The organism is Micromonospora sp. NPDC050276, assembly GCF_044459545.1.
Classification (GTDB): Bacteria; Actinomycetota; Actinomycetes; order Mycobacteriales; family Micromonosporaceae; genus Micromonospora.
This window is the reverse complement of sequence record NZ_JBITJA010000023.1, coordinates 32927-46212: the sequence shown is the minus strand read 5'-3', so window position 1 is coordinate 46212 and position 13286 is coordinate 32927. Positions and strand designations below refer to the sequence as shown.

Here is a 13286-nt window from a genome sequence, read left to right as displayed (position 1 = left end):
TGCGCGGACAATGTTGGCGGCAGCACGGCGGGCGGTCAACCGAATTACCGAGCCGCCACCCGAACGCGACCGCCAGCCCGGCAACCCCTCAGCGGGCGAGCACGGTGGCGACCGCGGCGATCAACCCGTCCACGGTGCGGCTCGGCGCGAACCGGACGTCCGACCAGGTGCGCCCCCGGTGCAGCCAGACGCTGGGCAGCCCGACGGCGGCGGCACCGCCGATGTCCGCCTCCGGGCTGTCGCCGATCACCCACGCGCCGCGCAACGGCATCCGGACCCGCTGGGCGGCGAGCGCGAAGATCCGCGGGTTGGGTTTGCTGACGCCGGCCTCTTCGGAGATCACCCAGTCCGCGACGTACTGGTCCAGCCCGGTCCGGCGGATTTTGGCGTCCTCGACGCGTACCGTGCCGTTGCAGACCACCACCGGCACCCAGCCGGCGTCGTCGGCGATCCGCAGCGCGCAGGCGGTCAGTGGGTCGAGCTTGGTCTGCGCCACCACTCCGTCGTGCAGTTCCTCGACCAGGTCGATCGAGGGGATGCGCAGCTCGTAGCGGTCCCGGATGGCGTCGGCGAGGTCCCAGCGGTCGGTCAACCCGTCGGCGTCGATCGAGACCAGCCAGTCGATGTCGGTGGGGGGCGCGCCGATGCTGTCCAGGAAGCGCTCACCCCAGCGGCGGAACGGCCCAGCCCGATCCAGCAGGGTGTTGTCCAGGTCCAGCAGGAGCAGTGGCACTCGGGCACCCTACGGGACCGACGTGTCCGCCAACAGATCCGGCGGGTATCGACCTGACGACGGCTCAGCCCGGCATCGACACCCGAGGGCCGCCCTGGTCCGGCAACCGATCGGCGAGCATCGAGTGGGCCGCCCGGGTGGTCGCGAGCACGGCGGGATCCAGCGTCGCCACGAGCACCGCCGTGCCGTCGTCGGCGCCGCGAGCCAGCACCCGTCCCTGGGGGTCGTAGACGGCCGCGCCGCCGTTGAAGCGCCACGGGTCGACGCCGCCGACCGCGTTGGCGAAGACCACGAACATCGTGTTGTCCAGCGCCCGCGCGGCGTAGTAGAGATCCCGGCGGTGTTCGGAGCCGGCCAGGTATCCGCTGGGGCACAGGTAACCGTGTGCGCCGTCGAGCGCGGCGGCCCGGCCGTGCTCCGGGAAACAGCCGTCGTAGCAGATGCCCAACCCGAGCCGCCAGTCGTCGACGAGCAACGTGGCACCCCGATCGCCGGGGCTGAACAGCTCCCGTTCGTCACCCCACAGCTGCTGCTTGTCGTACCCGACCCGGACCACGCCGGACCGGTCGACCACCAGGGCGGCGATGGTCCGCCGGCCGTCCGGGTGCCGGACGGCGGCGCCGACCAGCGCGGTGACGCCGGCCTCGCGCGCCGCGGCGCGCAGCGGGTCGAGCCGGGGATCCGCGACCATCCCGGCCGGATCGGCCGCGACGTCCGTGCCGGCCGGGTCGGCGGCGAGAGCCGGCGGGTGGTACGCGCAGAGGAACAGCTCCGGCAGGACGGCCACCCGGGCGCCCCGCTCACCGGCTTGACGGACCAGGTCGGCCGCGGCGACCGCGTTGCCGGCGACGTCGCCCGGCGTCGGGGTGGCCTGAACGGCGGCCACGATCAACGGGGAGCTGGGCAGGGGGCGGGGCTGGGTCACCGGGCGATGGTAAACGGCCGAGTCCCAAGCCGTACGTACGGTTTGCATGCCCCGGGGTGACCTGCGACGATCGACGTGTGCCCAGAGTAAGCCAGGACCAGCTCGACGCGCGCCGGCAGGAGATCCTCGCCGCCGCCCGGGCGTGTTTCGCCCGGCTCGGCTATGAGGGGGCGACCGTACGCCGCCTCGAGGAGGCCACCGGCCTGTCCCGTGGCGCGATCTTCCACCACTTCCGCGACAAGGACTCGCTCTTCCTGGCCGTCGCCGAGGACGACGCCGCGGCCATGGTCGAGACGGTGGCCCGCAACGGTCTGGTGCAGGTGATGCGGGACCTGCTCGCCCGCGCTGTCTCGCCGGACACCACCGGCTGGCTGGGCAGCCAACTGGAGGTCTCCCGGCGGCTGCGCACCGACCCGGCGTTCGCCCGGCGCTGGGCGGAACGGTCCGCCGCGATCGCGGAGGCGACCCGGGACCGGCTGGCCCGCCAGCGTGACGCCGGGGTGCTGCGCGAGGACGTACCGATCGACGTGCTGGCCCAGTTCCTGGAGCTGGCCTACGACGGCTTGGTGCTGCACCTGGCCATGGGCCGACCCGCCGGTGACCTCGGCCCGGTGCTCGACCTGGTCGAGGAGGCGGTCCGCCGCCACTGACCGCGCGGGCGCCGCTCGGTCGACCGTGGCGGGGTTGCTCCACAATGGGGCCGCATCCCTCCGGTGACAGGAGCAGTCGATGATCGTCTACGCCGCATCCGGCGACACCTGGGGCATTTCCGGCCCGGCCTTCCTCCGCTACTACCTCCTGGCGGCCGCAGTGGTGCTGGCCTTCGCGGTGTACCACCGGATCCGCCTCGCAGCCGGATCGACCGCCGCCATGACCGCCGACCCGCTCGGGCCGCAGCAGGTGGCGTACCTCAACGGTGGCCCCCAACTCGCCGTGCACGCCGCGCTCGGCGGGCTGCGCGGCAGCGGCGCGGTCGGCGTACGCCCGGACCGCCGGCTGACCACCAGCGGTCCCGCGCCGTCCGGGCTCACCCCGCTGGAGCAGGCCATCCACTGGGCCGCCCACCAGCACGGGCGGGTCCGGGATCTGCCGCAGGACGAGCGCGTACGCGTCGCGCTGCACCAGATCCGGTACGGCCTGGAGCAGCGCGGGCTGCTGACCGACGACGCGCAGCGCCGGCGTGCCCGCCTCTGGACCGGGATCCTGGCCGCCCTGCTGGGCCTCGGCGTGCTCCGGTTGATTTTCGGCCTCGTCAACGGTCACCCGGTCGGTTACCTGTTGCTGGCCCTGGTTCCGCTGCTGACCATCACGCTGGTGCTGCGCCGGGCGCCCATGCTCACCCGGGCCGGTCGAGCCGCGCTGCGCGGCGTCCGCCGCGAGCACACCCACCTCGCGCCGTCCGCCACGCCGGCCTACGCCACCTATGGAGCGGCCGGCGCGGCGATGGGCGTGGCCCTGTACGGCACCGCCACGCTCTGGGCACTCGACCCGGGCTTCGCCGAGCAGGCCGAGATTCAGCGCCAGGCCGCCTCCGGCAGCGGCTGGACGGGCGGCTCCGACGGGTCCTCCGGCGGCGGGGACAGCTCCGGTGGAGACGGCGGCGGCGGCTGCGGCGGCGGGGGCGGCTGCGGAGGCTGTGGGGGGTGCGGCGGATGACCGGCCCGTCCGGGATCGGCATCGGCTGGCGTCCGGAGATCGCCGGCTTCGTGGCCGAGCTGCCCGGCCTGCGCTTCGTCGAGGTGGTGGCCGAGGGGGTGTCCGCGTCTGGGCCGCTGCCGCCGGGCCTGGCCCAGTTGCGGGAACGCGCGGTGACGGTCGTACCGCACGGGGTGCGGCTCTCCCTCGGCGGCGCCGAGCCGGTCGACCCGGCCCGGGTCGCTCATCTGGCCACAGTGGCGCAACGCCTGGACGCGCCGCTGGTCAGCGAGCACATCGCGTTCGTCCGAGCCGGCGGCCTGGAGGCCGGCCACCTGCTGCCGCTGCCGCGCAGCCGGGAAGCCGTCGACGCGGTCTGCGCCAACGTGGCACGGGCACAGGCCGAGCTTCCGGTACCGATCGCGCTGGAACCGATCGCCGCGCTTGTCGACTGGCCCGACGACGAGCTGGACGAGGCGGACTTCCTCACCGAGATCCTCGACCGCAGTGGGGCACTGCTGCTGCTGGACGTGGCCAACGTGCACGCCAACGCCCGCAACCGGGGCACCGACCCGCTCGCGCTGCTGGACCGGCTGCCGCTGGAGCGGGTCGCGTACGCCCACGTGGCCGGCGGCGCGGAGCACGGCGGTTTCTACCACGACACCCACACCGACCCGGTGCCGACAGCGGTGCTGGAGTTGGTCGGCGCGCTCTGTGCCCGACAGCGACCACCGGCGTTGCTGCTGGAACGCGACGGCCACTACCCGCCGGCCGTCGAGCTCCGCGCCGAACTGGACGCCCTGGCCGCCGCCGCGGGCTTCCCGGCCGTGACATGACGGGCGCACCCGACGGCGGCTGCGCGCCCACACCCCGCGCCGGGCTCGCCGAGCGGCAGGCCGAACTGGTCGCGGCGTTGGTCGCCGGGGGTGAGCCACCGGCGGGGTTCGCGCCAGGGCCGCTGGCCGCCACCCGGACGGCCCTGCTGCGCAAGCGGGCCGGCGAGGTGGCCCGGCACTGGCCACTGCTCGCCGCCGGCCTCGGTGCCGGGTGGCCGACGACCTTCGCCGACTGGGCCGCCCGGCGACCCACCGCCGGGTCGCTGCGTGACGGCTGGGATCTGGCCCGTGCGCTGCACGACCGTCGGGCGCTCCCCCCGGCGGCCGCCGAGGAGTTGGCCGTCCGGGAGGCACGCCTGCGCTACGACGGACGTCGGGCGCCGCGACCGCGCCGCGTTCCGGCGGTGGGCCGCGCCGGCGGCGCCGTGGCGGTCCAGATCGCCGGTCGGGTACGCCTGCTGCGGCCCGCCCCGCGCCCGGTGGTGGCACCGACCGTTGGTGGCGACGGCGTGCGGGATGCGGCAGGATCGGAGTTATGGATCTCGGACTGACCGACCGCGTGTACGTCCTCACCGGCGCTTCCCGTGGTCTGGGTTACGCGACCGCGCAGAGTCTGGTCGCCGACGGTGCGCGGGTGGTGCTCTCGGCCCGGGACCCGGACGCGGTGGCCGCCGCCGCCGAGCGACTGGGTGGTCCGGAGCGCGCCGTCGGGCTGACCGCCGACCTGGCCGACCCGGAGACCCCGGGGCAGCTCGTCGCCGCCGCCCGGGAACACTTCGGCCGGCTCGACGGCGCGCTGATCTCGGTCGGTGGCCCACCGGCGGGCAACGCCGCGGCGATCACCGACGAGCAGTGGCGGCTCTCCTTCGAGACCGTCTTCCTGGGCACCATCCGCGCGGTCCGCACGGTCGCCGGCGTCCTGCCCGAGGGCGGCGCGATCGGGCTGGTGCTCTCCACCTCGGCCCGCGGGCCAGTGCCCGGCCTGGGCATCTCCAACGGTCTACGGCCGGGCCTGGTCGGTGCGGCCAAGGACATCGCCGACGATTACGGCCCGCGCGGGGTCCGGGTGGTCGGGCTGCTGCCCGGCCGCATCCTGACCGACCGCAACCGGGAGCTCTTCGCCGCCACCGGCGACCCGGACCGCGCCCGCACCGACGCGGAGGCCAGCATCCCGCTGCGCCGCCTCGGCGACCCCGCCGAGTTCGGCCGGGTGGCCGCGTTCGTGCTCTCCCCCGCCGCCAGCTACCTGACCGGGATCACCCTGCCGGTCGACGGCGGCGCGCTGCGCGGGCTGTGACCCGCGATGGGGCGCGACCTGCCCGTGTCGTGACGCCGCCCGAGAACGCCAAGCCCGACTACCCGGCCGTTGATCGACTCGGCTTCAAGGAAACCGGGCGGTCGACGCGACCAGGACACCCCGACTTCCAGGAAACCGAGTCGATCAACGCGAGGCACACCGGACGGCCAGGACCCGGGGACCCGGCCGATCGTCACCTGACGGCGACGCCCGGGACGGCCCGACCCACCCGGACGGACCCGGCGGCGGCAGAGACGGCCCGACCCACCCGGACCGACCCGGCGACGGCAGAGACGGCCCGACCCACCCGGACGGACCCGGCGGCGGCAGAGACGGCCCGACCGAGCCGGGCGGAGCTGGCGGCCGCCGCCGATCGGACCATTCCCGACGTGCTCGCACCGGGGCTGGCGGTGCTCTTCGTCGGCATCAACCCGGGCCTGTGGTCGGCGACGACGGGCTGGCACTTCGCTCGACCCGGCAACCGGTTCTGGCCCGCCCTGCACCGGGGCGGGTTCACCCCCCGGCTGCTGCACCCCAGCGAACAGGACGAGCTGCCTGCCCTCGGGCTCGGCATCACCAACATGGCCGCCCGGGCCAGCGCCCGCGCGGACGAGCTGAGCACCGAGGAACTCCTCGACGGCGCGGCGATCCTGACCGACAAGGTGGCCCGGTACCGGCCGCGCTGGGTGGCCGTGGTGGGGGTGACCGCGTACCGGATCGGTTTTCAGCGGCCGAAAGCCACCTTCGGGCCGCAGCCGGAGTCGCTGGCCGACGCCCGGCTGTGGGTGCTGCCCAACCCCAGCGGTCTGAACGCGCACTTCACCCCGGTCACCCTGGGCCTGGCGTCCGCCGAGTTGCGGGCGGCGACCGAGCTACCGGGCCCTTGATCGACTCGGTTTCAAGGAAGTCGGGCGGTCGACGCGACCAGGACACCCCGACTTCCGGGAACCCGAGTTGATCAACGCGCGGGGCCAGCCGGAGTGACCGCGACGGACGCGACCCAAGGTTGGTTGCCGTCAGTTGGCGACGGCGGGCGGCAGCGCCTCGTCGGCGCGGTAGGTGCCCAGCGGCATGACCACCGGCTCGGGGCCGGTCGCGTCGACGAACGGGGTGGGCGAGTCGGCGACCGCGAACTGGGTCCGGTACAGCTCGGCGTAGAGCCCGCCCACCGCGACCAGCTCGTCGTGCCGCCCCCGCTCGACGATCCGCCCACCGTCCAGGACCAGGATCTGGTCGGCGTCGCGCACGGTGGAGAGCCGGTGTGCGATCACCAGGGCCGTACGCCCGGCCAGCGCCACCGACAGCGCCCGCTGCACCGCCGCCTCGCTCTCCGAATCCAGGTGCGCGGTCGCCTCGTCGAGGATCACGATCGACGGGGCCTTGAGCAGCAGTCGCGCGATGGCGATGCGCTGCTTCTCGCCGCCGGAGAACCGGTAGCCCCGCTCGCCCACGGTGGTGTCCAGACCGTCGGGCAGCGCCCGAACCAGGTCGGCCACCTGGGCTCCGGCCAGTGCGGCCCAGATCTCGTCGTCGGTGGCGTCCGGCTTGGCGTAGCGAAGGTTCTCGGCGATCGTCTCGTGGAACAGGTGCGAATCCTGGGTGACCACACCGATCTCGTCCCGCAGGGAGGCGAGCGTCGCGTCACGCACGTCCACACCGCCGACGAGCACCTGCCCGTCGCTGACGTCGTAGATCCGGGAGATGAGCATCGACAGGGTCGACTTGCCCGCGCCGGACGGGCCGACCAGTGCGACCATCTGCCCCGGCTCGACGCTGAACGACACCCCCTTGAGCACCGGCTCGTTGACCGTCCGGTCGAGCGTGGCGACCTCTTCCAGCGAAGCCAGGGAGATCTCGGCGGCACTCGGGTAGCGGAATCGCACGTCGCGGAAGTCCACCCGGCCGGCCCCCCGGGGCACCGGCACCGCGTCGGGCTTCTCCACGATGCCCGGCTTCAGGTCGAGCACCTCGAAGACCCGGTCGAAGGAGACCAGCGCGCTCATCACGTCCACCCGGACGTTGGAAAGCGCGGTGAGCGGCCCGTACAGGCGGGTGAGCAGCAGCGCGAGCGTCACCACGGTGCCGGCGCTGACCCCGCCGGTCACCGCGAGCCAGCCGCCGAGGCCGTAGGTCAGCGCCTGCGCCAGTGAGGCGACCAGCAGCATCGCCACGAAGAACGTGCGCGAATACATGGCGGACTGGATGCCGATGTCGCGGACCCGCTCGGCCCGGCCGGCGAACCGGCGGGCCTCGATCTCGGGCTGCCCGAAGAGCTTCACCAGCAGCGCGCCGGCCACCCCGAACCGCTCGGTCATGGTGGCGTTCATCTTGGCGTCGAGGTTGTACGCCTCGCGAGTGATGTCCGCCAGCCGTCGACCGACCCGGCGGGCCGGGATGATGAAGATCGGCAGCAGGACCAGCGAGAGTGCGGTGATCTGCCAGGAGAGGGTGAACATCACCGCCGCGGTGAGCACCAACTGGATGACGTTGCTGACCACACCGGACAGGGTGGAGGTGAACGCCCGCTGGGCACCCAGCACGTCGTTGTTGAGCCTGCTGACCAGGGCACCGGTCTGGGTACGGGTGAAGAACTGCAACGGCATCCGCTGCACGTGGTCGTAGACCCGGGTGCGGAGGTTGAAGATGATGCCCTCGCCGATGCGGGCGGAATACCACCGTTGGGCCAGCGACAGCAGCGCGTCGGCGACCGCCAGCGCGGCGATGAACAGGGCCAGCCGCACCACGAGCCGGCCGGCCTCGGCGCCGCCCCGGTTGATCGCGTTGATCACGTCGCCGGCGAGCACCGGAGTGGCCACGCCGATGATGGCGGCCAACACGACGGTGGCCAGGAAGACGACGATGTCGCGCCGGTAGGGCTGGGCGAAGGCGACGATGCGGCGGGCCACTCCCCGCTTGAGCCGGTGGGTGGAGACCTCGTCGCGGTTGCGCATCGACCGGAGCATGCTCCACCCGGCCATGCCACCGCCGGACATCGGGTTGGACATCGCTCACCTCCGGGTTGTCGGGCAGACCGCACCGTCAGGCCAATTCTCCCGACGAGTGTGACAACCTCGGTCGTAACCCGTATCTTCCCGTGCGGTCCTTACCTATTCTCCCCTGCCGGCGAGGTCGCGCAGCCGACGGGTCTGCGCCTCCCGCTCGGCACGCTGCTGGTCGGCGTGCGACCGTCCGGCCGCACCGGCCAGCAACGCCTTGATCTCCACCACCGCGTCGCGGGCCCCGGAGAGCAGACCGGCGGTCAGGTCCCGCACCGCGCCGTCCAGCTCGGCCGGCGGCACGACCAGGGTGGCCAGCCCGATCCGGTCCGCCTCGGCGGCGTCCAACCGGCGGCCGGTCGCACAGATCTCCAACGCTCGCGCGTAGCCGACCAACTCGACGAGGCGCTTCGTGCCGGCCAGGTCGGGCACCAGGCCAAGGGTCACCTCGGCCATCGACAGCTTCGCGTCCGTGGACAGCACTCGCAGGTCACAGGCGAGCGCGAGCTGGAAGCCGGCGCCGATCGCGTGGCCCTGCACGGCCGCGATCGAGACGACATCCGGCCGGTGCAGCCAGGTGAAACCGGCCTGGAACTCCGCGATGCGCTCGGCGCACTCCTGCTCGGGCAGCGTGGCCAACTCGGCGAACGACCCCGGGCCGGAGGCGCCAGCGACCGCGAGATCGAGACCGGCGGAGAACGCGCGACCCTCACCACGGACCACCACCACCCGCACGTCGCCGGGCAGGTCGCGGGAGAAGTCGCTCATCGCTCGCCACATCGCGGGCGTCTGGGCATTGAGCACGTCGGGCCGGCACAACGTCACCGTGGCGACCGGCCCGTCGCAGGTCAGCCGAACCCCGGTCGTCTCGGCGGTCACCGGACGTCCCGGGGCGCGGCGCTGGTGGACGACGCTGGGGGGCGGGTCACGCCTTCTTGCGGCGCCGGGCACCACCGCGCTGACGCAGCTGCACCCCGGACTCGGTGAGCACTCGGTGGATGAACCCGTAGGAACGGCCGGTCGAGGCCGCCAACGCGCGGATGCTCTCCCCCGAGGTGTACCGCTTTACCAGGTCCTTGGCGAGCGTCTGACGCTCGGCTCCGACGATCCGGCGACCCTTCTCAGTGCTGGTGGCTGTGCCAGTGGCTGCCATGCTGTGTCCTCACGTCCCAGACTGTGCGGTTCGGATACGGTCCCACCTATTAGACCGCCTCGAACGATCATGCGCCAGATATCAACTCTTCGCCAACCGACACGCTAAGCAATGTCAGCTTCCCGATAGGGTGATCCTGGCGATCGGGCCCGTCGCGGCCTCCGGGCGTACCACCGCCGGGCGCTGACCGCTGCCGACGACCCGTACCCTTCGGTCGTGATCGACCTGCTGAGCACCGCGGGCGCGGCGGCCGTGGTCTTCGCCGCGACCGACATCGACGACATCGTCATCCTGACGCTGTTCTTCGTCGCGGCCCGCACCACCGGCCAACCCCGCACCTGGGAAATTGTCGCCGGGCAATACCTCGGCATCGGCGCGCTCGCATTGGCCAGTGCGGTGATCGCGGGTGGGCTCCTGGTGGTGCCCGACCCGTGGACCGGGCTGCTCGGCCTGCTCCCGATCGCGCTCGGCGTACGCGCCTTGCGGAGTTCGGACGATGACGAGGCACCGGCGGTGGTCACCGGAGCGCTCGGCGTTGCCGGGGTGACGATCGCGAACGGTGCCGACAACGTCGCCGTCTACGTCCCCGTCTTCCGGGCCCTCGGGGTGGCCGACAGCGCGGCGTTCCTCCTGATCTTCGTGGTGCTGATCGCGCTGTGGTGCGTGGTCGGGGCCTGGCTGGGCCGGCACCGCAGGGTGGTCCGGCTGGTCGAGCGCGCCGGCGCCTGGCTGGTACCGACGATCTTCATCGCCATCGGGCTGGTTATCCTGGTCGGCTCCGGCGTGCTCGGCCGACTGGTCGACCTGCTCGGTTGAGGGCACGCCGAGCCGGCGAGCGGGCCGAGCCGGCCTCGGTCAGGCCAGCTCGACCAGCTCGAGCAGGTCGTCGCTCCAGGCGTCCTCGTCACCGTCGGGCAACAGGATGGCCCGGTCCGGCTTGAGCGCCAGCACGGCACCCGGGTCGTGGGTGACCAGGACGATCGCACCGGGGTAGTTGGCGATGGCGTCGAGGACCTGCTCGCGGCTGACCGGGTCGAGGTTGTTCGTCGGCTCGTCGAGCAGCAGCACGTTGGCGCCGGAACAGACCAGGGTGGACAGCGCCAGCCGGGTCTTCTCGCCGCCGGAGAGCACGCCGGCCGGCTTGTTCACGTCGTCACCGGAGAAGAGGAACGCGCCGAGAATCTTGCGCAGGTCGGTGTCGGACTGCTCGACGGCGGCGGCCCGCATGTTCTCCAGCACGGTCCGCTCCACGTCCAGCGTCTCGTGCTCCTGGGCGTAGTAGCCCAGTCGCAGGCCGTGCCCCGCGTGCACCTCGCCGGTGTCCGGGCTGAGCAGCCCGCCGAGCATCCGCAGCAGGGTCGTCTTGCCGGCGCCGTTGAGCCCGAGGATGGCCACCCGGGAACCCCGGTCGACCGCCACGTTGACGTCGGTGAAGATCTCCAGTGAGCCGTACGACTTGGAGAGGCCGGTCGCGGTGAGCGGGGTCTTGCCGCACGGCGCGGGGCTGGGGAAGCGCACCTTGGCGATCCGGTCGGCGACCCGTACCTCCTCCAGGCCGGAGATCAGCTTCTCGGCACGGCGGGCCATGTTCTGCGCGGCCACCGTCTTGGTGGCCTTGGCCCGCATCTTGTCGGCCTGCGCCATCAGCGCGCCGGCCTTCTTCTCCGCGTTGGCCCGCTCCCGGCGGCGGCGTCGCTCGTCGGTCTCGCGAGCCTCGAGGTATGCCTTCCAGCCCAGGTTATACACGTCGATCACGGAACGGGTGGCGTCGAGGAACCAGACCTTGTTGACCACCGACTCCAGCAGCGCGCCGTCGTGGGAGATCACGATCAGGCCACCCTTGTGGTTGGCGAGGAAGCCGCGCAGCCAGGTGATCGAGTCGGCGTCGAGGTGGTTGGTCGGCTCGTCGAGCAGCAGGATGCCGCCGCCGTTCTCACCGGCGTCGCGGAACAGGATCCGAGCCAGCTCGATGCGCCGGCGCTGACCACCGGAGAGGGTGCCGATGGTCTGCGCGAGCGCCCGGTCCGGTAGGCCGAGGTTGGCGCAGATCCGGGCGGCCTCGGCCTCGGCCGCGTACCCGCCCAGGGCGGCGAACTGGTCCTCCAGCGCGCCGTAGCGACGGACCAGCTTCTCGTCGGCGTCCTCGGCGAGGCGGGCCTCGATCTCCTGCATTTGCGCCATCAGGACGTCCAGGCCGCGGGCGGAGAGCACCCGGTCGCGTCCGGTGACCTCCAGGTCACCGGTGCGTGGGTCCTGCGGCAGGTAGCCGATGGCGCTGCGCTGGTCGATCTGGCCGCCGTACGGCTGCCCCTCGCCGGCGAGCACCTTCAGCGTGGTGGTCTTGCCGGCGCCGTTGCGACCGACCAGGCCGATCCGGTCACCGGGCTGAACGCGCAGAGTGGTGTCGGACAGCAGGATGCGGGAACCGGCACGCAGTTCCAGGCCGGTGGCAGTGATCATGATTGCGGGCTCGCTCTCGGGGTCTGGAAGGCTGACTCGGGGCACGCGAAACGGCCGGCGGGCTCAAGGGGCCCGACGGCGCGGGGCGGTTCAGCCTTCGCAGCGCAGCACCCGACAAGTGTACCGGGCGCCGTCGGACGGCCCGCCCGGATTACCGATCAAGATCATCGGGTACCGGAACGCCTGTCCGGACCCCGTCCGGCAGCTACGCGACGAAACCCACACACAGACGACATTCACCGGCATACGGCGATCGGGGTCAGCATGGAACTCAACGAGCGGGCCGAGCTCGACACCTCCCAGGCCAACGACCTGGGTCGGGGCGGCGGATCGGGCGGCGGCATCGGCATCCCCATCCCCGGCGGCGGCGGTCGGGGCGGCATCATCGGCATCGTGGTCGCCGTCCTCGTCGCCCTGCTCGGCGGCGGGTTCGGCCTCAACGCGATGACCAACGGCGACGAGGGCGGGCAGGCCGGCGGCACCGACCTGGAGCAGCTCTGCTCCCGCGACAACCCCGAACGCCTCGACGACGCGCGCTGCCGCAACCTGCTCTACGTCAACAGCATCCAGGCCTACTGGCAGCAGGCGTACCCGGAGCTGGGCAACGGGAAGTACGAGCCGACCGACACCAACTTCTTCCAGGCCGCCGTGAACACCGGCTGCGGGCAGGCCGACTCGGGCGTCGGGCCGTTCTACTGCCCCGCCGACAAGCAGGTGTACATCGACCTGAGCTTCTACGACGAGCTGGCGTCGCGGTTCGGCGCCAAGGGTGAGTTCGCCCAGCCCTACGTGCTCGCCCACGAGTACGGCCACCACATCCAGAACCTGCTCGGCACCAACGAGAAGGCCGGCCAGGGCGACCAGAGCGGCCCCCGCTCCGCCTCCGTACGGCTGGAGTTGCAGGCCGACTGCTACGCCGGCGCCTGGGCCAAGCACGCCACCGAGAGCAAGGACAAGACCGGCCAGGAACCGCTCTTCAAGTCGATCACCCAGGCCGACATCAGCGAGGCGGTGCAGGCCGCCGAGGCGATCGGCGACGACAGCATCCAGGAGCGCTCCGGCGGGCAGGTCAACCCCGACCAGTTCACCCACGGCACCTCCGCGCAGCGGCAGCGCTGGTTCCAGCAGGGCTACGACCGCGGCGACCCGAAGACCTGCGACACCTTCGGCACCGACCAGCTCTGATGTCGTGAACGATCGTGGCAGGTCGCTCGGCGGGCCTGCCCCGATCTGTTAGCCGAGGACCAGGTC

The 13286-nt window shown here is 72.6% G+C and carries 14 protein-coding genes; 8 read left to right on the top strand and 6 right to left on the bottom strand.

Annotation, left to right across the window (positions count from 1 at the left end; all coding sequences use genetic code 11):
• Positions 1 to 88: 88 nt before the first annotated feature.
• Together ACIBF8_RS30435 and ACIBF8_RS30430 are read right to left on the bottom strand one after the other, a co-directional pair.
• Positions 89 to 733, bottom strand: coding sequence for an HAD family hydrolase (locus tag ACIBF8_RS30435; RefSeq protein WP_396787352.1), 645 nt, complete (start codon positions 731 to 733; stop codon positions 89 to 91).
• Positions 734 to 797: 64 nt separating this feature from the next.
• Positions 798 to 1658: a carbon-nitrogen hydrolase family protein gene (locus ACIBF8_RS30430; RefSeq protein ID WP_396787351.1), complete on the bottom strand. Its 861-nt coding sequence runs from the start codon at positions 1656 to 1658 to the stop codon at positions 798 to 800.
• Positions 1659 to 1735: 77 nt separating this feature from the next.
• Here ACIBF8_RS30430 and ACIBF8_RS30425 point away from each other — a divergent pair, with 77 nt between their 5' ends.
• The 6 genes from ACIBF8_RS30425 to mug all read left to right on the top strand — a co-directional run bounded on the left by ACIBF8_RS30425 (position 1736) and on the right by mug (position 6313).
• Positions 1736 to 2308, top strand: a complete 573-nt coding sequence (locus tag ACIBF8_RS30425) for a TetR/AcrR family transcriptional regulator (protein WP_091403732.1) — start codon at positions 1736 to 1738, stop codon at positions 2306 to 2308.
• 79 nt (positions 2309 to 2387) lie between these two features.
• Positions 2388 to 3314: a TIGR04222 domain-containing membrane protein gene (locus ACIBF8_RS30420; protein ID WP_396787350.1), complete on the top strand. Its 927-nt coding sequence runs from the start codon at positions 2388 to 2390 to the stop codon at positions 3312 to 3314.
• Positions 3311 to 4129, top strand: a complete 819-nt coding sequence (locus tag ACIBF8_RS30415) for a DUF692 domain-containing protein (protein ID WP_396787349.1) — start codon at positions 3311 to 3313, stop codon at positions 4127 to 4129. The genes ACIBF8_RS30420 and ACIBF8_RS30415 overlap by 4 nt, the downstream gene beginning before the upstream one ends.
• Positions 4126 to 4680, top strand: a complete 555-nt coding sequence (locus ACIBF8_RS30410; RefSeq protein ID WP_396787348.1) for a hypothetical protein — start codon at positions 4126 to 4128, stop codon at positions 4678 to 4680. Before ACIBF8_RS30415 ends, ACIBF8_RS30410 begins: the two co-directional genes overlap by 4 nt.
• The gene (locus ACIBF8_RS30405) at positions 4665 to 5426 is read left to right on the top strand and encodes an SDR family oxidoreductase (RefSeq protein ID WP_396787347.1); all 762 of its coding nucleotides are present in this window, start codon (positions 4665 to 4667) and stop codon (positions 5424 to 5426) included. Before ACIBF8_RS30410 ends, ACIBF8_RS30405 begins: the two co-directional genes overlap by 16 nt.
• A gap of 356 nt (positions 5427 to 5782) precedes the next feature.
• Positions 5783 to 6313 (top strand): G/U mismatch-specific DNA glycosylase, encoded by a 531-nt coding sequence (gene mug / locus ACIBF8_RS30400; protein WP_396787369.1) that lies wholly within the window; start codon positions 5783 to 5785, stop codon positions 6311 to 6313.
• 129 nt (positions 6314 to 6442) lie between these two features.
• Here mug and ACIBF8_RS30395 read toward each other — a convergent pair whose 3' ends face one another.
• The 3 genes from ACIBF8_RS30395 to ACIBF8_RS30385 form a co-directional block, all read right to left on the bottom strand.
• On the bottom strand, positions 6443 to 8419 hold the full coding sequence (locus ACIBF8_RS30395) for an ABC transporter ATP-binding protein (RefSeq protein ID WP_396787368.1): 1977 nt from the start codon (positions 8417 to 8419) through the stop codon (positions 6443 to 6445).
• A gap of 114 nt (positions 8420 to 8533) precedes the next feature.
• Positions 8534 to 9301, bottom strand: a complete 768-nt coding sequence (locus ACIBF8_RS30390; protein WP_396787346.1) for an enoyl-CoA hydratase/isomerase family protein — start codon at positions 9299 to 9301, stop codon at positions 8534 to 8536.
• 46 nt (positions 9302 to 9347) lie between these two features.
• Positions 9348 to 9575, bottom strand: coding sequence for a helix-turn-helix domain-containing protein (locus ACIBF8_RS30385; RefSeq protein WP_007462679.1), 228 nt, complete (start codon positions 9573 to 9575; stop codon positions 9348 to 9350).
• Between the two features lie 216 nt (positions 9576 to 9791).
• Between ACIBF8_RS30385 and ACIBF8_RS30380 the strand changes: the two genes are divergently transcribed.
• Positions 9792 to 10391 (top strand): cadmium resistance transporter, encoded by a 600-nt coding sequence (locus tag ACIBF8_RS30380; RefSeq protein ID WP_396787345.1) that lies wholly within the window; start codon positions 9792 to 9794, stop codon positions 10389 to 10391.
• Between the two features lie 39 nt (positions 10392 to 10430).
• Here the strand turns inward: ACIBF8_RS30380 and ACIBF8_RS30375 are convergent, their stop codons facing one another.
• Positions 10431 to 12035: an ABC-F family ATP-binding cassette domain-containing protein gene (locus ACIBF8_RS30375; RefSeq protein ID WP_396787344.1), complete on the bottom strand. Its 1605-nt coding sequence runs from the start codon at positions 12033 to 12035 to the stop codon at positions 10431 to 10433.
• Between the two features lie 264 nt (positions 12036 to 12299).
• On the opposite strand from ACIBF8_RS30375, the gene ACIBF8_RS30370 reads away from it, so the two are divergent.
• A complete protein-coding gene (locus ACIBF8_RS30370; RefSeq protein WP_396787343.1) occupies positions 12300 to 13220 on the top strand; it encodes a neutral zinc metallopeptidase in 921 nt (306 codons plus the stop codon).
• Positions 13221 to 13286 lie beyond the last annotated feature (66 nt).

What these genes read in the sequence shown, in the direction of transcription:
- ACIBF8_RS30415 (WP_396787349.1), top strand. Translation starts at nt 3,311, where the DNA reads ATGACCGGCCCGTCCGGGATCGGCATCGGCTGGCGTCCGGAGATCGCC.
- ACIBF8_RS30370 (WP_396787343.1), top strand. Translation starts at nt 12,300, where the DNA reads ATGGAACTCAACGAGCGGGCCGAGCTCGACACCTCCCAGGCCAACGAC.
- ACIBF8_RS30410 (WP_396787348.1), top strand. Translation starts at nt 4,126, where the DNA reads ATGACGGGCGCACCCGACGGCGGCTGCGCGCCCACACCCCGCGCCGGG.
- ACIBF8_RS30420 (WP_396787350.1), top strand. Translation starts at nt 2,388, where the DNA reads ATGATCGTCTACGCCGCATCCGGCGACACCTGGGGCATTTCCGGCCCG.
- ACIBF8_RS30385 (WP_007462679.1), bottom strand. Translation starts at nt 9,575, where the DNA reads ATGGCAGCCACTGGCACAGCCACCAGCACTGAGAAGGGTCGCCGGATC.
- ACIBF8_RS30395 (WP_396787368.1), bottom strand. Translation starts at nt 8,419, where the DNA reads ATGTCCGGCGGTGGCATGGCCGGGTGGAGCATGCTCCGGTCGATGCGC.
- ACIBF8_RS30405 (WP_396787347.1), top strand. Translation starts at nt 4,665, where the DNA reads ATGGATCTCGGACTGACCGACCGCGTGTACGTCCTCACCGGCGCTTCC.
- ACIBF8_RS30375 (WP_396787344.1), bottom strand. Translation starts at nt 12,035, where the DNA reads ATGATCACTGCCACCGGCCTGGAACTGCGTGCCGGTTCCCGCATCCTG.